Here is a 14,412-nt window from a genome sequence, read left to right on the forward strand (position 1 = left end):
ATCCGCGTGCATGGCGCCTCACGCCGGACGTCCGCACGTCGCGAGCGCATGTCGCCGGATCGCAGCGTGCGACGTGCCGGTGCGTCCGCACGCGCGCACGCCGAGCATCGTCACAGCAGATCCCGCAACCGATACCACGCCATCGCAAGCACGAGCGCAGGTGTCCTGAGCGCCGTACCGCCGGGGAAGTCGCGGTGCCGGATCTTGCCGAATACGTCGAAGCGCGCGGCCTGCCCGTCGATCGCGTCGGCGATCAGCTTGCCCGCGAGCCCCGTCGTGTTGACGCCGTGCCCCGAGAACCCCTGCGCGAAATAGACGGTCGGCGACACGCGGCCGAAATGCGGCGCGCGATTCATCGTGATGTCGACGAAGCCGCCCCACGCATAGTCGACCTTCACGTCGGCGAGCTGCGGGAACGTCTTCAGCATGTCGCGGCGCATCGCTTCGGCGAGATTGCGCGGCTCGCGCGTCGAATAGCTGACCTTGCCGCCCCACAGAACGCGCGTGTCGGGCGCGGGACGGAAGTAGTCGAGCGCGAAGCGGCTGTCGCAGATCGCCGCCCGCGCGGGCATCAGCGCTTGCGCGCGCGTTTCGCCGAGCGGCTCGGTCGCGATCACGTAGGTGCCGACCGGCATGATCTTGCGCGATAGCGCGGGCGCGAGCGCGCCGAGAAACGTGTTGCACGCGAGCACGACGAATTTCGCGCGGACCGCGCCGCGCGCGGTCGACACGACGTGGCCGCCGGCTTCGTTCGAAATGCGCGTCGCGGCGCTGTCTTCGTAGAGGCGCGCGCCGCTCTCGACGGCCGCGCGCGCGAGCCCGAGCGTGTAGTTGAGCGGATGCAGATGGCCGCTGTCCGGATCGAAGAGGCCGCCGAGATAGCGGGTCGATTGCACGTATTGTGCGAGCGCGTCGCGCTCGACGTAGCGAAAGCGATCGTAGCCGAAGCGGCGCGCCGCGTCGTCGCGCCAGCGGCGCAGCGCGTCGACGTCGCGCGGCTTGTTCGCGGCGGTCAGATAGCCGGGCATCAGCGCGCAGTCGATCGCGTGCTTCACGATGCGCTTCTTGACGATCGCGAGCGTTTCGAGCCCCATGTCCCAGATCTGCCGGACTTCGCCGGCGTTCAGGTACGGCTCGAACGTGTCGATGCCGCACGCGAAGCCGCCGATCATCTGGCCGCCGTTGCGTCCGCTCGCCGCCCATCCGACCTTCGACGCCTCGATGATCGCGACCGAATGGCCGCGCTCGGCGAGATTGAGCGCCGCCGATACGCCGGTGAGGCCTGCGCCGATCACGCAGACATCGGCGTCGATCGTGCCTTCCAGCGACGGGTGGCGGGTGGTGTCGTTGACGGTTGCCGCGTAGTACGACGCGGCGTGCGGTTGATTGATGAACTGGAGCATGACGTGTTGGACGATACGTGAGTGTCGGGCGGTACCTCGTCGCGATGATGGTACACAAAAAAGTCCATATCAAAATACGTCGCAGGCCGGCGACCAACGGGCAGATCGATGGACGCGGCGACGCTGTGTTGGGCCGGCGGCGGCCGGGCGAGTTGCACGCCGAGAACTCGACCATGCCGGCGGCGCGGGGCGAGCCGAGCGTTCGGATGCCGGCGCGTACCGTGAGAAAGGGCGGTGCCGCTTCGTGCCGCGACGACATGTTTCTCTTCGTATTCCGATTCAATGCGGTGCGCCGACGGATTACGTCTTGCGCTCCGACCACGGGCTCCGAGCCGCCGCCCCGCAAGGAAGCCGATCTTCCATGCAGGCGCTCCGAGACGGGCATCGCTCTGGCGATTCAACGAATCGAACAGCCCATCGCGCGCGGGCGAGAAGATTTCCAGGTCGCTTTGATAGCGGGAATGACCGTCGACGGCCAGCTCGACCAGTACGCGACCGAACAGCGGGGCGTACTTGAAGGCCCGGCCGGATTCCATGACGCATATGGCGGCGCGGGCGTGGTGCGACATGCCGCCCAGCTCCATCGGAATCCGGCCGATGACGAGCTTGCCGTCCGGACTCATCGAGTAGAGGCATGTGCCTGCATGTTGATAATGACCGGCATCGATGACATCGGGATCGATGAGCCGCCCGAGATGTTCGGTGAGCTCGCGCATCAGCCGATTGCTCACGGTGGATCGGATGGCCGAGGGTTCGTCGAAGACGTCGTAGTGTAATTCGCGCTCATCTTCGCCAGGTTGTGCATGGCCGGCGAGAAATCCAACGAAGGAAATCCGTAGAACGTTCCCCGGTCGCTCGCATCGATGTTGCCGAACTCGAACCAGATGGGCATCCTGGGATGATCTGCTTTGAGTTCCCGGTACGCATCGTTCATCCGCCAGACTTCCCAGCGGGGACTCTGTTTGAGCCCAAGGCCGCGCAGCACTGAATCTGCCCATACGCCGGGGCACGCGATCAGGTGCCGTCCGTGCACCATCATCGACGCGCGTCATGGCTGCTATGCCGTTCGCACGAACGCAATCATCGCGACCGACGGCGCGGCTTGGGTGCTTCGACCTCGTCCGCAATGCCGACCACGCGCAGACAAACGGCGGTGACGGCTCGAGCGAATGCGGAATAATCTGTTTCCTGCACTGCGATAACATCGTCCGTGGCGCCGTGAACGCCCGAATAGATCAACAGTGCCGTAATGCGCGGTTGCGTCAACTGCCACACGCCGGCTTGTTCGCCGCCGCTGAGAATGCCCTGGAGCTGATCGAGAATGGCGTTCTTCTCGCGATTGTTTCGCTCGTGATGGTGATGCTTGATGTAAACGATGTCGTGCGTGCGATACGTTTCTACATAGGCTTCGATGCTCGTCCGAATCCATGCACGTAGCTGACCTAACCAGTCGTCCGCCGCGCAAGCGTCAACGGCCTCTTTCAAGCGGCTGAGGTATTGCGCGGTGTAGCGCTGCCCCATGGCCTCCAGGAGTTCGTTCTTCGAGGCGAAGTAATGGTAGAAGGTGCCCTTGGCTACTTCGGCCAACTCAACAATTTCATTGATCGTGGTGGCCTCAACGCCTTGCACCAACAATAGCTTCTCGGCTGCCGCCATCAATTCTTCCAGACGTACTTCGGCTGGCTTGGTGCGGGGCGTTTTGGGCGCTCCCTGTTCCCGCTGGCTTGTCTTGTATCTCATCATCGTGCGATTCAGAACTTGCGTACAAAAGTCAGAAGTCTAGGCCACGTCCCCGATGTCGCCGACGTTTTCTCGAGTTAACCGACCGTCGGTCAATTCAATATGGGAAGACGAAATCCGGCTCCTCCCGATCGTCGCCATGTATCTGCATCGTGCTCATGTTTCGAGCGCCGACGAAACTCCGGGGTACTACTCTTTGAGGAAAACGCGTCACCAGCATGTGCGTGCGAGGGCGACATCGAGCAAACGTAAAGAATCCGACCCGTTACCTGTGTGGAAGTGTTCTCCGTCAATCGATGGAGAATGTCAGGCGATGTGTTCAGTTGAAGAACTTTATTGAGGCGGATTCTTTGTAATTGTTCAAAGACATGCTTGGTCAGCAACTAATGGTTCCGTTCAAACGCGCTGCGCTTGATTCAACATCTTCCGCAGGATATAGCTGGCGACGACAGCAGCCCCCACGTTGAAAAACATGCTGTAGACGAACGCGCTTTGCAGTTGAGAGAATTCCTGCAGGTGAGACATTTTTTTTAAGGTCATCTGCAGGATCGTACTGACCGCCGTTACGCCAAATGCCGCGCCCACCTGCTGCAAGGTCGAAACGACTCCAGCGGCCATCCCCGCGAAATTTTCTTGGACGTTTGCCAAAACGATATTCAAAAGAGGGGTCATGACCATGCCTTGAGTAAAGCCCAGCGTCCACAGCACCGGCATCAGGAGCCACGGCCGTTCGAGGATAGGGAAATATCGCACGGCGAGTATTAGCGCGATGAAGCTTGCCGCGTAAGAGACTGCGCCAATGGAAACGACTTGGGGGCCGGATCGGCTGATTAGCCGGGGCATCAATAGCGATGAAATTGCAAATCCGATGCTGGTCGAAACATAGGTCATTCCCGCTTCAAACGGACTTAGCTTCAAACCGGACTGAAGAAAAATCGAAAACACCAACGTGAATGAACCGGCAGTCGCATAGATGCACATGACCAACGACGAGCCCTTGATGAATCGTCTTTCCTGGAGAAGCTTCATATTGATGAGAGGGACGTGGCCATTGCGTGCGTACCGGATCTCGTGACGCATGAATAGATACAAGGTGCCCAGACCGATCAACATCAGGACATAGCTTTTGAAGCTCCATCCCCAGACCGCGCTCATTAGCAGAGGCAGCAGTGAAACGGAGATTCCCAGACTCGAAAGAGCGACGCCGGCCCAATCCAGGCTTTTTTTTTGCTCGATAGACGTGTTCCGTAAATGACGAGAAAAAGCCAGCGCCACCAACCCGATGGGGAGGTTGATAAAAAAGATAGCTCGCCACTGCAACTCCAGCAGATTGATCGAGATGATCAGGCCGCCTAGAACTTGCCCCGCGATCGCAGCGAGCCCGAGCGTCATTCCCAAGTATCCGAAAGCCCGCCGGGCGCCGGTTTCATCAAAATCTGCCCGGATGCTTGCGTAGATTTGCGGAAAGAGTATGGCGGCAGACAGCCCTTGTAAAAAGCGCGCGAAGATCAGTACCACCGCGTGAGGCGCGAGTCCGCAAAGAACCGATGACGCCGTGAAGCACAGCATGCCGATCTGATAGGCTCGACGGCGCCCCCATAGATCGCCCAGCCTTCCTCCGGTGATGAGCAAGAGGCCGAACGATAATTCATAGGCTACGATAATCATCGTCAGCTCTACATAGCTTGCGTGCAGTGTCTTTTCAATGTTGACGATCGCGATATTGACAACAAATAAATCGAAAATCGTTACGAATCCGGATAGCAAGAGTGCGAATAAAACATAGCGTTGATGGTTGATCATGTGAACCTCGATTGAATTCAATATGCGGGTGGTGGGCTCCACCTTGAATCTGGACAAATCCTAATATCGTTGGCTCGATGCAACGGAAAATCGAAGACCGCTTGCAGTGGAGCGTGTGCGCGTAATCGAACAAGGGTTTGAATACGCGCCCAAATTTGCATTCCTGGTTGCCTGAGGATGTACCGACACATGCAGCGGCATTCCATTGACCGGTGGTCGGTCATGCTCTAGGATAGCAACTCATGCTGACGCTGTCACGTCGCGATGCCGTGGGGCGCATGGCTCAGTGAACGGCTTGCTCGAGCCGAATGTCGAGTGATCGCGGTTCGTGTTGATCATCGGGCGCGAGGCTTCATGGGCCCTTTTGCGGCACGGCGACGCCGGCCGTTTTCAGGCTCACCTGCTTGTCCAATGGCAGAACAAATCGAACTTTCGAAGGCTATCGGAGGTGATGGGATGACGAGTCAAAGAATCGGAATTGTGGGGGCGGGGCACCTGGGGGTTGCTCTTGCGTCGCGCTTGATCGATGTTGGGTTCGACCGAGGAAATGTTTGGCTCGGACATCGCGGTTCTCAAAAATCGTATACGACGAGTGCAACATCGGGAGTCGAAGACCGTCTTGTAGACGTGGATGCGGTCATGCAGAATTGCGATGTGATTTTGTATACCGTACGACCGATAGATTATGGGATGATATCCAATTACAAATTGAGCGATGGACAGATAATCATCTCGTTTTTGGCCGGTGTTTCGCTTTCCAGATTGTCAGGCGTTGTGCATGGATCGGGGTCGATCGCTCGGGCGATTATAAGCGCACCGGATACGATTTCCAGCGGGCAGGCACTCGGTGTAACTTGCGGCGACATGAATGAAAACGCAAGGGATTTGTTCGAATCCATGGTGACGCACATTTTGAATCTGCAATCCGATAATCATTTTGAGCCGATTACCGTGCTCGGTGCTTGTCTTCCGTTTATATTAATGTATTGCGATTTTATAGGGGCGGCTGTTAGTGACCGGGAAATATTGAAATGTGCTGAAGAATACGGGCTGGGTGAGTGGGGCGGGGTTATCGATTGGGCGAGGCGGGTTAGACATGTGAATTTAAAGAAAAATGAAATCGAGAATTATGTAAATCAATGCGCGACGCCAGGCGGTATTGCCGAAAGCATCATGAATTCGCTTCGTCTTCATGGGGATTTTGCAAGGACCGTTCGAGAAGGGATCGAACATGCCCAAACGATGCTTTGCGTTCAGCTGGAGAAACACGGATCCATCGGGCTTGGCGGGCACGTTTGACGAAACAGAAGGCGTCTTCGAGCGGCGTTCTCGATGGCGACCTGTGAAAGAGAACGAGCATGCAAAAATCGAATGCTTGGGCGCAACAAGCGTCCGGACAAAAGGCGGCGCTTTGTGATGGAGAACGTTTCGCCTCCTGGTCACGGTCGTCGGAGGGGCCAATTCGCGGGGCGCCAAGTGCGAGCTGATTTCGGTCGCAAGTGTATCGTCGTCGAACGCGGGATGTGCGCGAACGAGTGCGATCGAAATCTGACGATGGATATCGTGATGTACAGCGGTCGCGATCCTCGATGTCTCGCTTGACGCGATGGCAAATCAGCGTACCGCGGGCATGGTTTGTCTGTCGATCGCATCCCTGTTTTTTTCCCATGCGGAGCAGTTGGTTGACCGCGGGGTTGTGGCAACCGAGTGACGAATGGATCGAGAGAAAACAGGCGAAATGCGCGTTCAGAACAGCAGCTCGCGCAAGCGTTGATACAGCATCCCGATCTCGAGTGCGGGCCGGCGCCATGCGGGGCCGCCGGGAAAGCGCCGATGCCGCAGGCGCGCAAACAGATCGAATGCATGCGTGTCGCCCGCGATCGCGTTCGCGACGATGCGGCCCGCGATGCCGGTCAGCGCGACGCCGTGGCCGCTGAAACCCTGAAGGTAGAAGTAGTTCGGATCGATCACGCCGAAATCCGGCGCGCGATTGCGCGTCACGTCGACGAAGCCGCCCCATGCGAATTCGATGCACACATCGGCGAGCTGCGGGAACGCCCCGACCATCCGGCGGCGAATCGCATCGACGAGCGCGTCGGGCGATGCGCCCGCCGAGTCTGCGCGGCCTCCGAACAGCATCCGGTGATCGGCGGACAGCCGGAAGTAATCGAGAAAGAAGTTGTTGTCGCAGACCGCTTCGCGCTGCGGAATCAGTGCGTTCGCGCGATCAGCGCCGAGCGCTTCGGTCGCGATGATGTACGACGCGATCGGCGCGATGCGCGCGGCCGTCGCGGCGGGCAGCACGCCGCCCGGGCCCGCGTTGCAGCACGCGACGACGTGACGGTAGCGCACTTCGCCCGTTGGCGTGCGCACGACGGGCCGCGCGCCGCGTACGACTTCGAGCGCCGGGGTGTGCGCGAACAGCCGCGCGCCTTCGCGTCGCGCCGCATCGGCGAGGCCGATGCAGTACTTGAGCGGATGCAGATGACCGGACAGCGGATCGTGAACGCCCGCGAGATAACGCGGCGACGCGATGCGCGCGCGAATCTCATCGGCATCGAGCCATTCGAGCGACGGATGCCCCCAGTGCGATGCCGCATCGTCCATCCACCGCCGCAATTCTGGCACGCGGCGCGGATGCGTCGCGACCGTCAGGTAGCCGCGTGTGAAGTCGCAGTCGATTCCGTAGCGCGCGATGCGCTCTTCGACGAGCGCGACGGCGTCGAGCGACAGCGCCCATGCTTCGCGGGCGCCTTCGATGCGGAGCTGGCGCTCGATTTCGCCGTCCTTGGCGAAGCCCGCGATCATCTGTCCGCCGTTCCTGCCCGATGCGCCCCAGCCCGGCCGATACGCGTCGAGCACGGCGACCGACAAGCCGCGCGCGCGGCAGTCGAGCGCGGCCGACAGACCGGCGAACCCGGCGCCGATCACGCAGACGTCGACGTCGAGCGCGTCGTCGAGCACCGGGTCGTCGTCGGCCGGGCGGGTGGCGGTGGCTTCGTAATACGAGCGGCGTGCGAGTTCGTCGGCGCGGCGGGCGAAGGCGTTGATCATAAGCAAATCGTGAAGGGGTGAGCGGCATCATTGCATCGCGATGCCATGCGGCCGCGATGCGCAATGCGGGAAAACGGGTAGCGGCGCGCATGACGTGCGGCAAGCAGCTGCACGTCATGCGCGGTCGACGTCAGAACGAGTAGATGAACTGCGTCGCAAGCAGATCGTTGGACTTGCTGTACGAGCCGTCGTTTCGCAGGAACACCTTGTTGTTCGCCCAGTCGTGCCGGTATTCGACCTTCACGGTAATCTGCTGCGTCGGATAGAACAGCAGATCGAGCGCGACGTCCTGACGGTTCGCGCCCTTGCACTCGAACCCGAGACCGCCGTTCGCCTTCGACGTCGCGAGGCAGTCCGAATCGACGCCGAAGCCGTTCGCGGTATCCATCCCGTTGCCGTTGAGCGCGATCCCGCCGCCGCCGCCGCCGTTCTTGCTGTTCGCGAGGAAGTCGTAGCGCAGCGTCGCGCCCATCCGGCCGAGCACCGGCATGTTGAACTTGCGATGCGCGAGGAGCGACAGGCCGTACCACTGCGCGCGGCCGCCGTTGAACGCCGCGTGCTGCTGCTGGCCGTAGTCGATTTCCGCGTTGTACTGGATGTCCGCGAGCGTGTAGGCGGCGTCCGCTTCCGCGAAGAAGAACGCGCCGTACGGGCTCGACGACTGGCCGCCCGGACCGTAGACGACCGCGCCCGATTGAGCTGTCGCGCTGCCGAGCGTCTGCCGCCCGATGTTGAACGAACCGCCGAGATCGAGCGCGCTCGACCACGTGTAGTCGACGCGCGCGGTGAACGTCGGCACCTTGTTGCTCGTCGTGATCGGATCGCCGAGCGCGTTCGTGCCAGTCTGCGTGACCGAGCCGTACGTCCGGTATTGTTCGTTGCCGAGCAGGAACTTCCACGCCCAGTTGCCCTTCGTATAGTTCGCGCCGATGCCGATGTAGCTGCCCGGATCGGAGAAGTCGTACAGCAGGTTGTGCGTGAGCGTGAGCATCTGGTTCGACTGCTGCACTTCGTAGCCGCCGAAGCTCGGCACGAGGCCGGCGACGAGCGTCGTCGTCGCGCTGAGCGGCACGTTGACGACCGCTGTGTTGAGGATGTTGTTGCCGATGTTGCCGCGCGAGTTCTGCAAGAGCGTGATGCCGTTGCCGCGGTTCGGCATCAGCGTGATCTCGGCCGACGGCGCCATCGGGCCGACGCCGAACGTCTTCTTGATGTCGAGATAAAGATCGCCGAACGTGCTGTTGAAGTAGTTGTAGTTGCTCTCGTGGTTCGCGAACAGGAACGACGACGTGCCCGCCGCGCGGTTGAACACGTAGGTTGGATCGATATAGCCAGTCACCGACAGGCCCGCGATCGGCCCGGTGTTCGCCGCGTCGGTCAGCGAATCGACCTTCAATTGCTGGTTCGCGATTTCCTGCTTCATCTGCGTGACGTCGTCGTTCGTCAGCACGGCGGGCGCCTTGCCGTAGTCCGGAGACGATTCGTCGATGGGCGCGGCCGCCATCGCGGTCGCCGCGCCTTTGGCCGCGGCGGCGCCGCTGCCCGCCGCGCCGTGCTGCGACGCGAGCGCGGACTGCAGCTCCTTCACCTGCGCCTGCAGCGCGTTCAACTGCGCCTGCATTGCCTTGATCTGCGCGCTTGTCGACGCGGCGCCGGCGAAGCCGGGCAGCGACCCGGCCACGAGCAGACAGATTAACTTCTTTCTCATGCAAATTCTCCTGGTTGGTCGTATTGCGAAGGACTTGGGGGCTCGTTCGGGCGATCGGGGCGTCGTCAGGCCGTGCCGAGCGACTTTCTCGTCGCCGCGGCCTGCGATGTGCGCGAGACGCTGCCGAATGCGTCGGATGCGTCGGATGCGAACGCGTCGGACGGCGCGGGTTGCGCGAACGCCTGGCGCATGTCGCGTTCGCGCCGACGTTCGCGGCTCAGCATCATCTGGTTGACGACGATCACGCCGATCGTGACGGCGGTGATGAAAAGCGTCGCTAGCGCGTTCATTTCGGGATTGAGGCCGAGGCGCACGCGCGAGAACACGACGAGCGGCAGCGTCGTCGAGCCGGGGCCGGACAGGAACGCGGACAGCACGAGATCGTCGATCGACAGCGTGAACGACAGCAGCCACCCGGACAGCAGCGCCTGAGAGATCAGCGGCAGCGTGATCACGAAGAACACCTTGAGCGGCGTCGCGCCGAGGTCGAGCGCCGCTTCTTCGAGCGACTTGTTCAGTTCCTTCACGCGCGACTGCACGATGATCGCGACGTACGACACGCACAGCATCACGTGGCCGATCCAGATCGTCACCATCCCGCGGCCCTTCGGCCAGCCGACCATCTGCTCGAGCGCGACGAACAGCAGCAGCAGCGAGATCCCCTGGATCACCTCGGGAATCACGAGCGGCGCGTTGATCATTCCGGTGTATAGCGTGAAGCCGCGGAACCGGCCGAAGCGCGCGAGCACGAAGCCCGCCCACGTGCCGATGAACACTGACGCGCATGCGGTCAGCAGACCGATCTTCAGCGACAGCCATGCGCTCGTCAGCAACTCGTCGTCCTGCAGGAGCGCCGCGTACCACTTCAGCGAGAAGCCGGACCAGACGGTGACGAGCTTCGATTCGTTGAACGAATAGACGACGAGGCTGATGATCGGGATGTACAGAAACAGGAAGCCGAGCGTCAGCACGCCGGCGGAAAGCGGCTTGTTGGGCTTGATCATTTCGCGTCCCCCAGCTCCTTCACTTGGTAGTACTGGAACACGGCCATCGGCACGAGGAGCAGCAACACCATCGCGACCGTCACCGCGGAGGCCATCGGCCAGTCCATGTTGTTGAAGAACTCATCCCACATCACGCGGCCGATCATCAGCGTGTCGGCGCCGCCGAGCAGCTCCGGAATCACATACTCGCCGACGGCCGGAATGAACACGAGCAGGCTGCCCGCGATGATTCCGTTCTTCGACAGCGGCAGCGTGATCCGCGTGAACGCGACCCACGGCTTCGCGCCGAGGTCGTACGCGGCTTCGAGCAGCGTCAGGTCCATCTTCACGAGGTGCGCGTAGAGCGGCATCACCATGAACGGCAGATACGAATAGACCATTCCGATGTAGACGCCCGCGTCGGTGTGATAGAGGCGCAGCGGGGAATGGATCAGGCCGAGTGCGATCAGCGCGTGGTTGAGGAGCCCGTCGTCTTTCAGGATGCCGATCCATGCGTAGACGCGGATCAGGAACGACGTCCAGAACGGCAGCATCACGCCCATCATCAGCAGGTTGCGCGTCGCAGGCGCGGAACGCGCGATGTAGTACGCCATCGGATAGCCGATCAGCAGGCACAGCAGCGTCGATACCGCGGCCATCTTCAGCGAGCTGACGTATGTCGCGACATAGAGGCTGTCCTGAAGCAGGAACGCGTAATGGCCGAACTGCAGCGCGAACTGCACCGCGCCGTCCTTGATGCTCATCAGCGCCGTGTACGGCGGGATGCCCATCACCTGGTCGGCGAAGCTGATCTTCAGCACGAGCACGAACGGCAGTGCGAAGAACAGCATGAGCCACAGGAACGGCACGCCGATCGCGACGCTGCGGCCGGACGGCGTGAAGCCCGCCGCGATGCGGGCGAGGCGCGCGCGCACGGGCGACGCGCTTCGGACGGCGGACGAAGCCGCCGCGAGCGAGGAAGTGGGAGAGGTTCTCATTGCGTCAGCACCACGCCGCTTGCGGGCGACCAGGAGACGAACACGTCGTCGTTGTAGGCGGGCGCACCTTCCTGCATCAGGTGCGAGCTCGAGAGATTCGACACGACGGTCTTGCCGCTCGGCAGGCGCACGTGGTACAGCGAATAGCTGCCCATGTACGCGACGTCGGTGACGACGCCGCGCGCCCAGTTGTGCGGTGCGCTCGGGCGCTCGCGCGACACGCGCACGCGCTCCGGCCGAACCGAGATGCCGACCGGCATGCCGAGCGGCCCCGTGACGCCGTGGCTCACGTACATGCGCGCTTCCAGGTCCTCGCTTTCGACGAAGATGTGATCGGGCTCGTCCTCGACGACGACGCCTTCGAAAAGATTCGTCGAGCCGATGAACTCGGCCGAGAAGCGGCTGTTCGGAAATTCGTAGACCGCGCTCGGCGTGCCGATCTGCACGATCCGTCCTTCGCTCATCACCGCGAGGCGGCTCGCCATCGTCATCGCTTCCTCCTGGTCGTGCGTGACCATCACGCAGGTCACGTCGACCTTCTCGATGATGCTGACGAGCTCGAGCTGCGTCTTCTGGCGGATCTTCTTGTCGAGCGCGGACATCGGCTCGTCGAGCAGCAGGAGCTTCGGCCGCTTGACGAGCGAGCGCGCGAGCGCGACGCGCTGCTGCTGGCCGCCCGACAACTGATGCGGCTTGCGCTGCGCGTAGCGGCTCATTTGCACGAGGTTCAGTGCATCGGCGACGCGCTCGCGGATCTCGTGCTTCGGCGTGCCTTCCTGTTTCAGGCCGAACGCGACGTTCGCTTCCACCGTCATGTGCGGGAACAGCGCATACGACTGGAACATCATGTTGACGGGCCGGCGGTACGGCGGCAGCGTCGCGAGATCCTCGCCGTCGACGAAGATGCGGCCGGACGTGGCCGTCTCGAGTCCGGCAAGCATTCGCAGCAGCGTGGACTTGCCGCAGCCGGAGCTGCCGAGCAGCGCGAACAGTTCGTTTTTCGCGATCGACAGATTGACGTTGTCGACGGCGGTGCTGTCGCCGAATTTCTTCACGACGTTCTCGATGCGGACGAACTCGTCCATTCTGGCCGGCTTGCCGGCCGAGGGGCGCGCCAGTTGCGCGGTGTCGATTGAAGGCGTCGATTTCATGAGGTAGCCATCCTTCGTTGGGATCGCAGGCATGAGCGCTCCCACGCGATGCGCACGATGCGAATCGCGAAGGAACTGCGACCGGGAATCAAGGCGTCGCGCGCTTCAGGTCGAACGCGCTGACGTCGGACTGCGTGCTTCGGGCGGGCAGCGATCGAGCGACTGCTGCGCGCGGCTATCGTTCGTGATCAGTGTCCCGTCTTCAACTGCGCCCACAGGCGGTTTTCGAGACGCAGGATGTCGGCGGGCATCGGCCGCATCAGCGTCATCTTCTTCAGCACGTCGTCGGGCGGATAGACGGTCGGGTCCTGCGCGACGGCCGGCACGACGAACTGGCGCGCCGCGCGGTTCGCGGTCGGATAGAACACTTCGTTCGTGATCGCCGCGTTGACCTTCGGATCCTCGATGTAGTTGATCCACTTCAGCGCGGCTTCCGCGTGCGGCGCGTCCTTCGGGATCACCATCACGTCGAACCACAGCAGGCCGCCTTCCTTCGGATTCGAGAACTTGATGTCGTACGAGCGCTTCGCTTCGGCCGAGCGGCGGTGCGCGATGCCGACGTCGCCCGACCAGCCGAGCGCGACGCACACGTCGTTGTTCGCGAGATCGTTGATGTAGCCGGACGAATTGAATTGCGTGATGTACGGGCGGACTTTCTTCAGCACATCGAAAGCAGCCTGGTAATCGGCCGGGTTCGTGCTGTTCGGATTCTTGCCCATGTATTGCAGCGTCGCGGCGAACACGTCGACCGCCTGATCGAGGAACGACACGCCGCAGCCCTTCAGCTTCGACAGGTTCGCCGGATCGAGCACGAGCGCCCAGCTGTCGACGGGCGCGTTGTCGCCGAGCGCCTTCTTCACCGCCTGCACGTTGTAGCCGATGCCGTCGGTGCCGAACGCCCACGGCACGCCGTACTGGTTGCCTGGATCCGCATCGGCGATCATCTTCATCAGCGTCGGATCGAGATTCGACAGATTCGGGAGCTTCGACTTGTCGAGCTTCTGATAGACGCCCGCCTGAATCTGCTTGGCCATGTAGTTCGACGTCGGCACGACGATGTCGTAGCCGGAGCTGCCCGCGAGCAGCTTTGCCTGCAGTGTGTCGTCGCTGTCGTAGTTGTCGTATTTGACGTGGACGCCCGTTTGCTTCTCGAAGTTCGGGATCGTGTCCTTCGCGATGTAGTCGGACCAGTTGTAGACGTTCAGCTCGGCGCCGATGGCCTGCGCAGCCGGAACGGACAGTGCCGAGGCGCCGGCGAGCGCGACGAACGCAGCGCGCGCGATCGCATGACGAAGATGGCTCACACTCATGTTGTTCCCCTGATGATGAAGGTGGGAGAGCGTCGCGCGAGCGCCGCCCGCCCGATTGGCAATGCCGTTAGGAAAGACCCAGTTGCTGCGCGGTCGCATCGATCGCTTGCTTCGCCTTCTCGACGATCTCGTCGATCTCCGCTTTCGAGATCACGAGCGGCGGCGACAGCAGCATCCGGTCGCCCGTCGCGCGCATCACCAGGTTGCCGTTGAAGCAGTAGTCGCGGCAGATCGTGCCGACCTCGCCGCCGTTCTCGAAGCT

General features: G+C 61.9%; 12 protein-coding genes and 1 pseudogene. 1 reads left to right on the forward strand and 12 read right to left on the reverse strand.

What is annotated here, in order from left to right; genetic code table 11:
* Nucleotides 1-110 precede the first annotated feature (110 nt).
* The 5 genes from WS69_RS00420 to WS69_RS00435 all read right to left on the reverse strand — a co-directional run bounded on the left by WS69_RS00420 (nucleotide 111) and on the right by WS69_RS00435 (nucleotide 4,946).
* Entirely contained in the window at nucleotides 111-1,403 is a 1,293-nt protein-coding gene (locus WS69_RS00420; RefSeq protein WP_059468873.1) for an NAD(P)/FAD-dependent oxidoreductase, read from the reverse strand.
* On the reverse strand, nucleotides 1,292-2,134 hold the full coding sequence (locus WS69_RS34400) for a hypothetical protein (protein ID WP_231747042.1): 843 nt from the start codon (nucleotides 2,132-2,134) through the stop codon (nucleotides 1,292-1,294). The genes WS69_RS00420 and WS69_RS34400 overlap by 112 nt, the downstream gene beginning before the upstream one ends.
* Nucleotides 2,131-2,442 (reverse strand): hypothetical protein, encoded by a 312-nt coding sequence (locus tag WS69_RS34405; protein ID WP_231747043.1) that lies wholly within the window; start codon nucleotides 2,440-2,442, stop codon nucleotides 2,131-2,133. Before WS69_RS34405 ends, WS69_RS34400 begins: the two co-directional genes overlap by 4 nt.
* Before the next feature lie 41 nt (nucleotides 2,443-2,483).
* Entirely contained in the window at nucleotides 2,484-3,143 is a 660-nt protein-coding gene (locus WS69_RS00430; RefSeq protein ID WP_059468885.1) for a TetR/AcrR family transcriptional regulator, read from the reverse strand.
* 396 nt (nucleotides 3,144-3,539) lie between these two features.
* Entirely contained in the window at nucleotides 3,540-4,946 is a 1,407-nt protein-coding gene (locus tag WS69_RS00435; RefSeq protein ID WP_059468886.1) for an MFS transporter, read from the reverse strand.
* 411 nt (nucleotides 4,947-5,357) lie between these two features.
* Here WS69_RS00435 and WS69_RS29715 point away from each other — a divergent pair, with 411 nt between their 5' ends.
* Entirely contained in the window at nucleotides 5,358-6,245 is an 888-nt protein-coding gene (locus WS69_RS29715) for a pyrroline-5-carboxylate reductase family protein (protein ID WP_082715846.1), read from the forward strand.
* 447 nt (nucleotides 6,246-6,692) lie between these two features.
* Here the strand turns inward: WS69_RS29715 and WS69_RS00440 are convergent, their stop codons facing one another.
* The 7 genes and pseudogenes from WS69_RS00440 to WS69_RS00470 form a co-directional block, all read right to left on the reverse strand.
* Nucleotides 6,693-8,000: an NAD(P)/FAD-dependent oxidoreductase gene (locus WS69_RS00440; protein WP_059468875.1), complete on the reverse strand. Its 1,308-nt coding sequence runs from the start codon at nucleotides 7,998-8,000 to the stop codon at nucleotides 6,693-6,695.
* Nucleotides 8,001-8,130: 130 nt separating this feature from the next.
* Nucleotides 8,131-9,708 carry a DUF3138 family protein gene (locus tag WS69_RS00445; RefSeq protein WP_059468876.1) on the reverse strand — a complete coding sequence of 526 codons (1,578 nt, stop codon included), beginning with the start codon at nucleotides 9,706-9,708 and terminating at the stop codon, nucleotides 8,131-8,133.
* A gap of 65 nt (nucleotides 9,709-9,773) precedes the next feature.
* Nucleotides 9,774-10,712: an ABC transporter permease subunit gene (locus WS69_RS00450; protein WP_059468877.1), complete on the reverse strand. Its 939-nt coding sequence runs from the start codon at nucleotides 10,710-10,712 to the stop codon at nucleotides 9,774-9,776.
* Nucleotides 10,709-11,689: an ABC transporter permease subunit gene (locus tag WS69_RS00455; RefSeq protein ID WP_059468878.1), complete on the reverse strand. Its 981-nt coding sequence runs from the start codon at nucleotides 11,687-11,689 to the stop codon at nucleotides 10,709-10,711. The genes WS69_RS00450 and WS69_RS00455 overlap by 4 nt, the downstream gene beginning before the upstream one ends.
* Nucleotides 11,686-12,840 (reverse strand): ABC transporter ATP-binding protein, encoded by a 1,155-nt coding sequence (locus tag WS69_RS00460; RefSeq protein WP_059468887.1) that lies wholly within the window; start codon nucleotides 12,838-12,840, stop codon nucleotides 11,686-11,688. The genes WS69_RS00455 and WS69_RS00460 overlap by 4 nt, the downstream gene beginning before the upstream one ends.
* 188 nt (nucleotides 12,841-13,028) lie before the next feature.
* The gene (locus WS69_RS00465; RefSeq protein ID WP_059468879.1) at nucleotides 13,029-14,150 is read right to left on the reverse strand and encodes a polyamine ABC transporter substrate-binding protein; all 1,122 of its coding nucleotides are present in this window, start codon (nucleotides 14,148-14,150) and stop codon (nucleotides 13,029-13,031) included.
* Nucleotides 14,151-14,217: 67 nt separating this feature from the next.
* A pseudogene (locus tag WS69_RS00470) lies at nucleotides 14,218-14,412 on the reverse strand (aspartate aminotransferase family protein); the annotation flags it as partial.

This window comes from Burkholderia sp. BDU5, from assembly GCF_001522845.1.
Classification (GTDB): domain Bacteria; phylum Pseudomonadota; class Gammaproteobacteria; order Burkholderiales; family Burkholderiaceae; genus Burkholderia; species Burkholderia mayonis.

What these genes read in the sequence shown, in the direction of transcription:
- WS69_RS00445 (WP_059468876.1), bottom strand. Translation starts at nt 9,708, where the DNA reads ATGAGAAAGAAGTTAATCTGTCTGCTCGTGGCCGGGTCGCTGCCCGGC.
- WS69_RS00460 (WP_059468887.1), bottom strand. Translation starts at nt 12,840, where the DNA reads ATGAAATCGACGCCTTCAATCGACACCGCGCAACTGGCGCGCCCCTCG.
- WS69_RS00430 (WP_059468885.1), bottom strand. Translation starts at nt 3,143, where the DNA reads ATGAGATACAAGACAAGCCAGCGGGAACAGGGAGCGCCCAAAACGCCC.
- WS69_RS00450 (WP_059468877.1), bottom strand. Translation starts at nt 10,712, where the DNA reads ATGATCAAGCCCAACAAGCCGCTTTCCGCCGGCGTGCTGACGCTCGGC.
- WS69_RS00440 (WP_059468875.1), bottom strand. Translation starts at nt 8,000, where the DNA reads ATGATCAACGCCTTCGCCCGCCGCGCCGACGAACTCGCACGCCGCTCG.
- WS69_RS00420 (WP_059468873.1), bottom strand. Translation starts at nt 1,403, where the DNA reads ATGCTCCAGTTCATCAATCAACCGCACGCCGCGTCGTACTACGCGGCA.
- WS69_RS34405 (WP_231747043.1), bottom strand. Translation starts at nt 2,442, where the DNA reads ATGATGGTGCACGGACGGCACCTGATCGCGTGCCCCGGCGTATGGGCA.
- WS69_RS00455 (WP_059468878.1), bottom strand. Translation starts at nt 11,689, where the DNA reads ATGAGAACCTCTCCCACTTCCTCGCTCGCGGCGGCTTCGTCCGCCGTC.
- WS69_RS29715 (WP_082715846.1), top strand. Translation starts at nt 5,358, where the DNA reads ATGGCAGAACAAATCGAACTTTCGAAGGCTATCGGAGGTGATGGGATG.
- WS69_RS00435 (WP_059468886.1), bottom strand. Translation starts at nt 4,946, where the DNA reads ATGATCAACCATCAACGCTATGTTTTATTCGCACTCTTGCTATCCGGA.
- WS69_RS00465 (WP_059468879.1), bottom strand. Translation starts at nt 14,150, where the DNA reads ATGAGTGTGAGCCATCTTCGTCATGCGATCGCGCGCGCTGCGTTCGTC.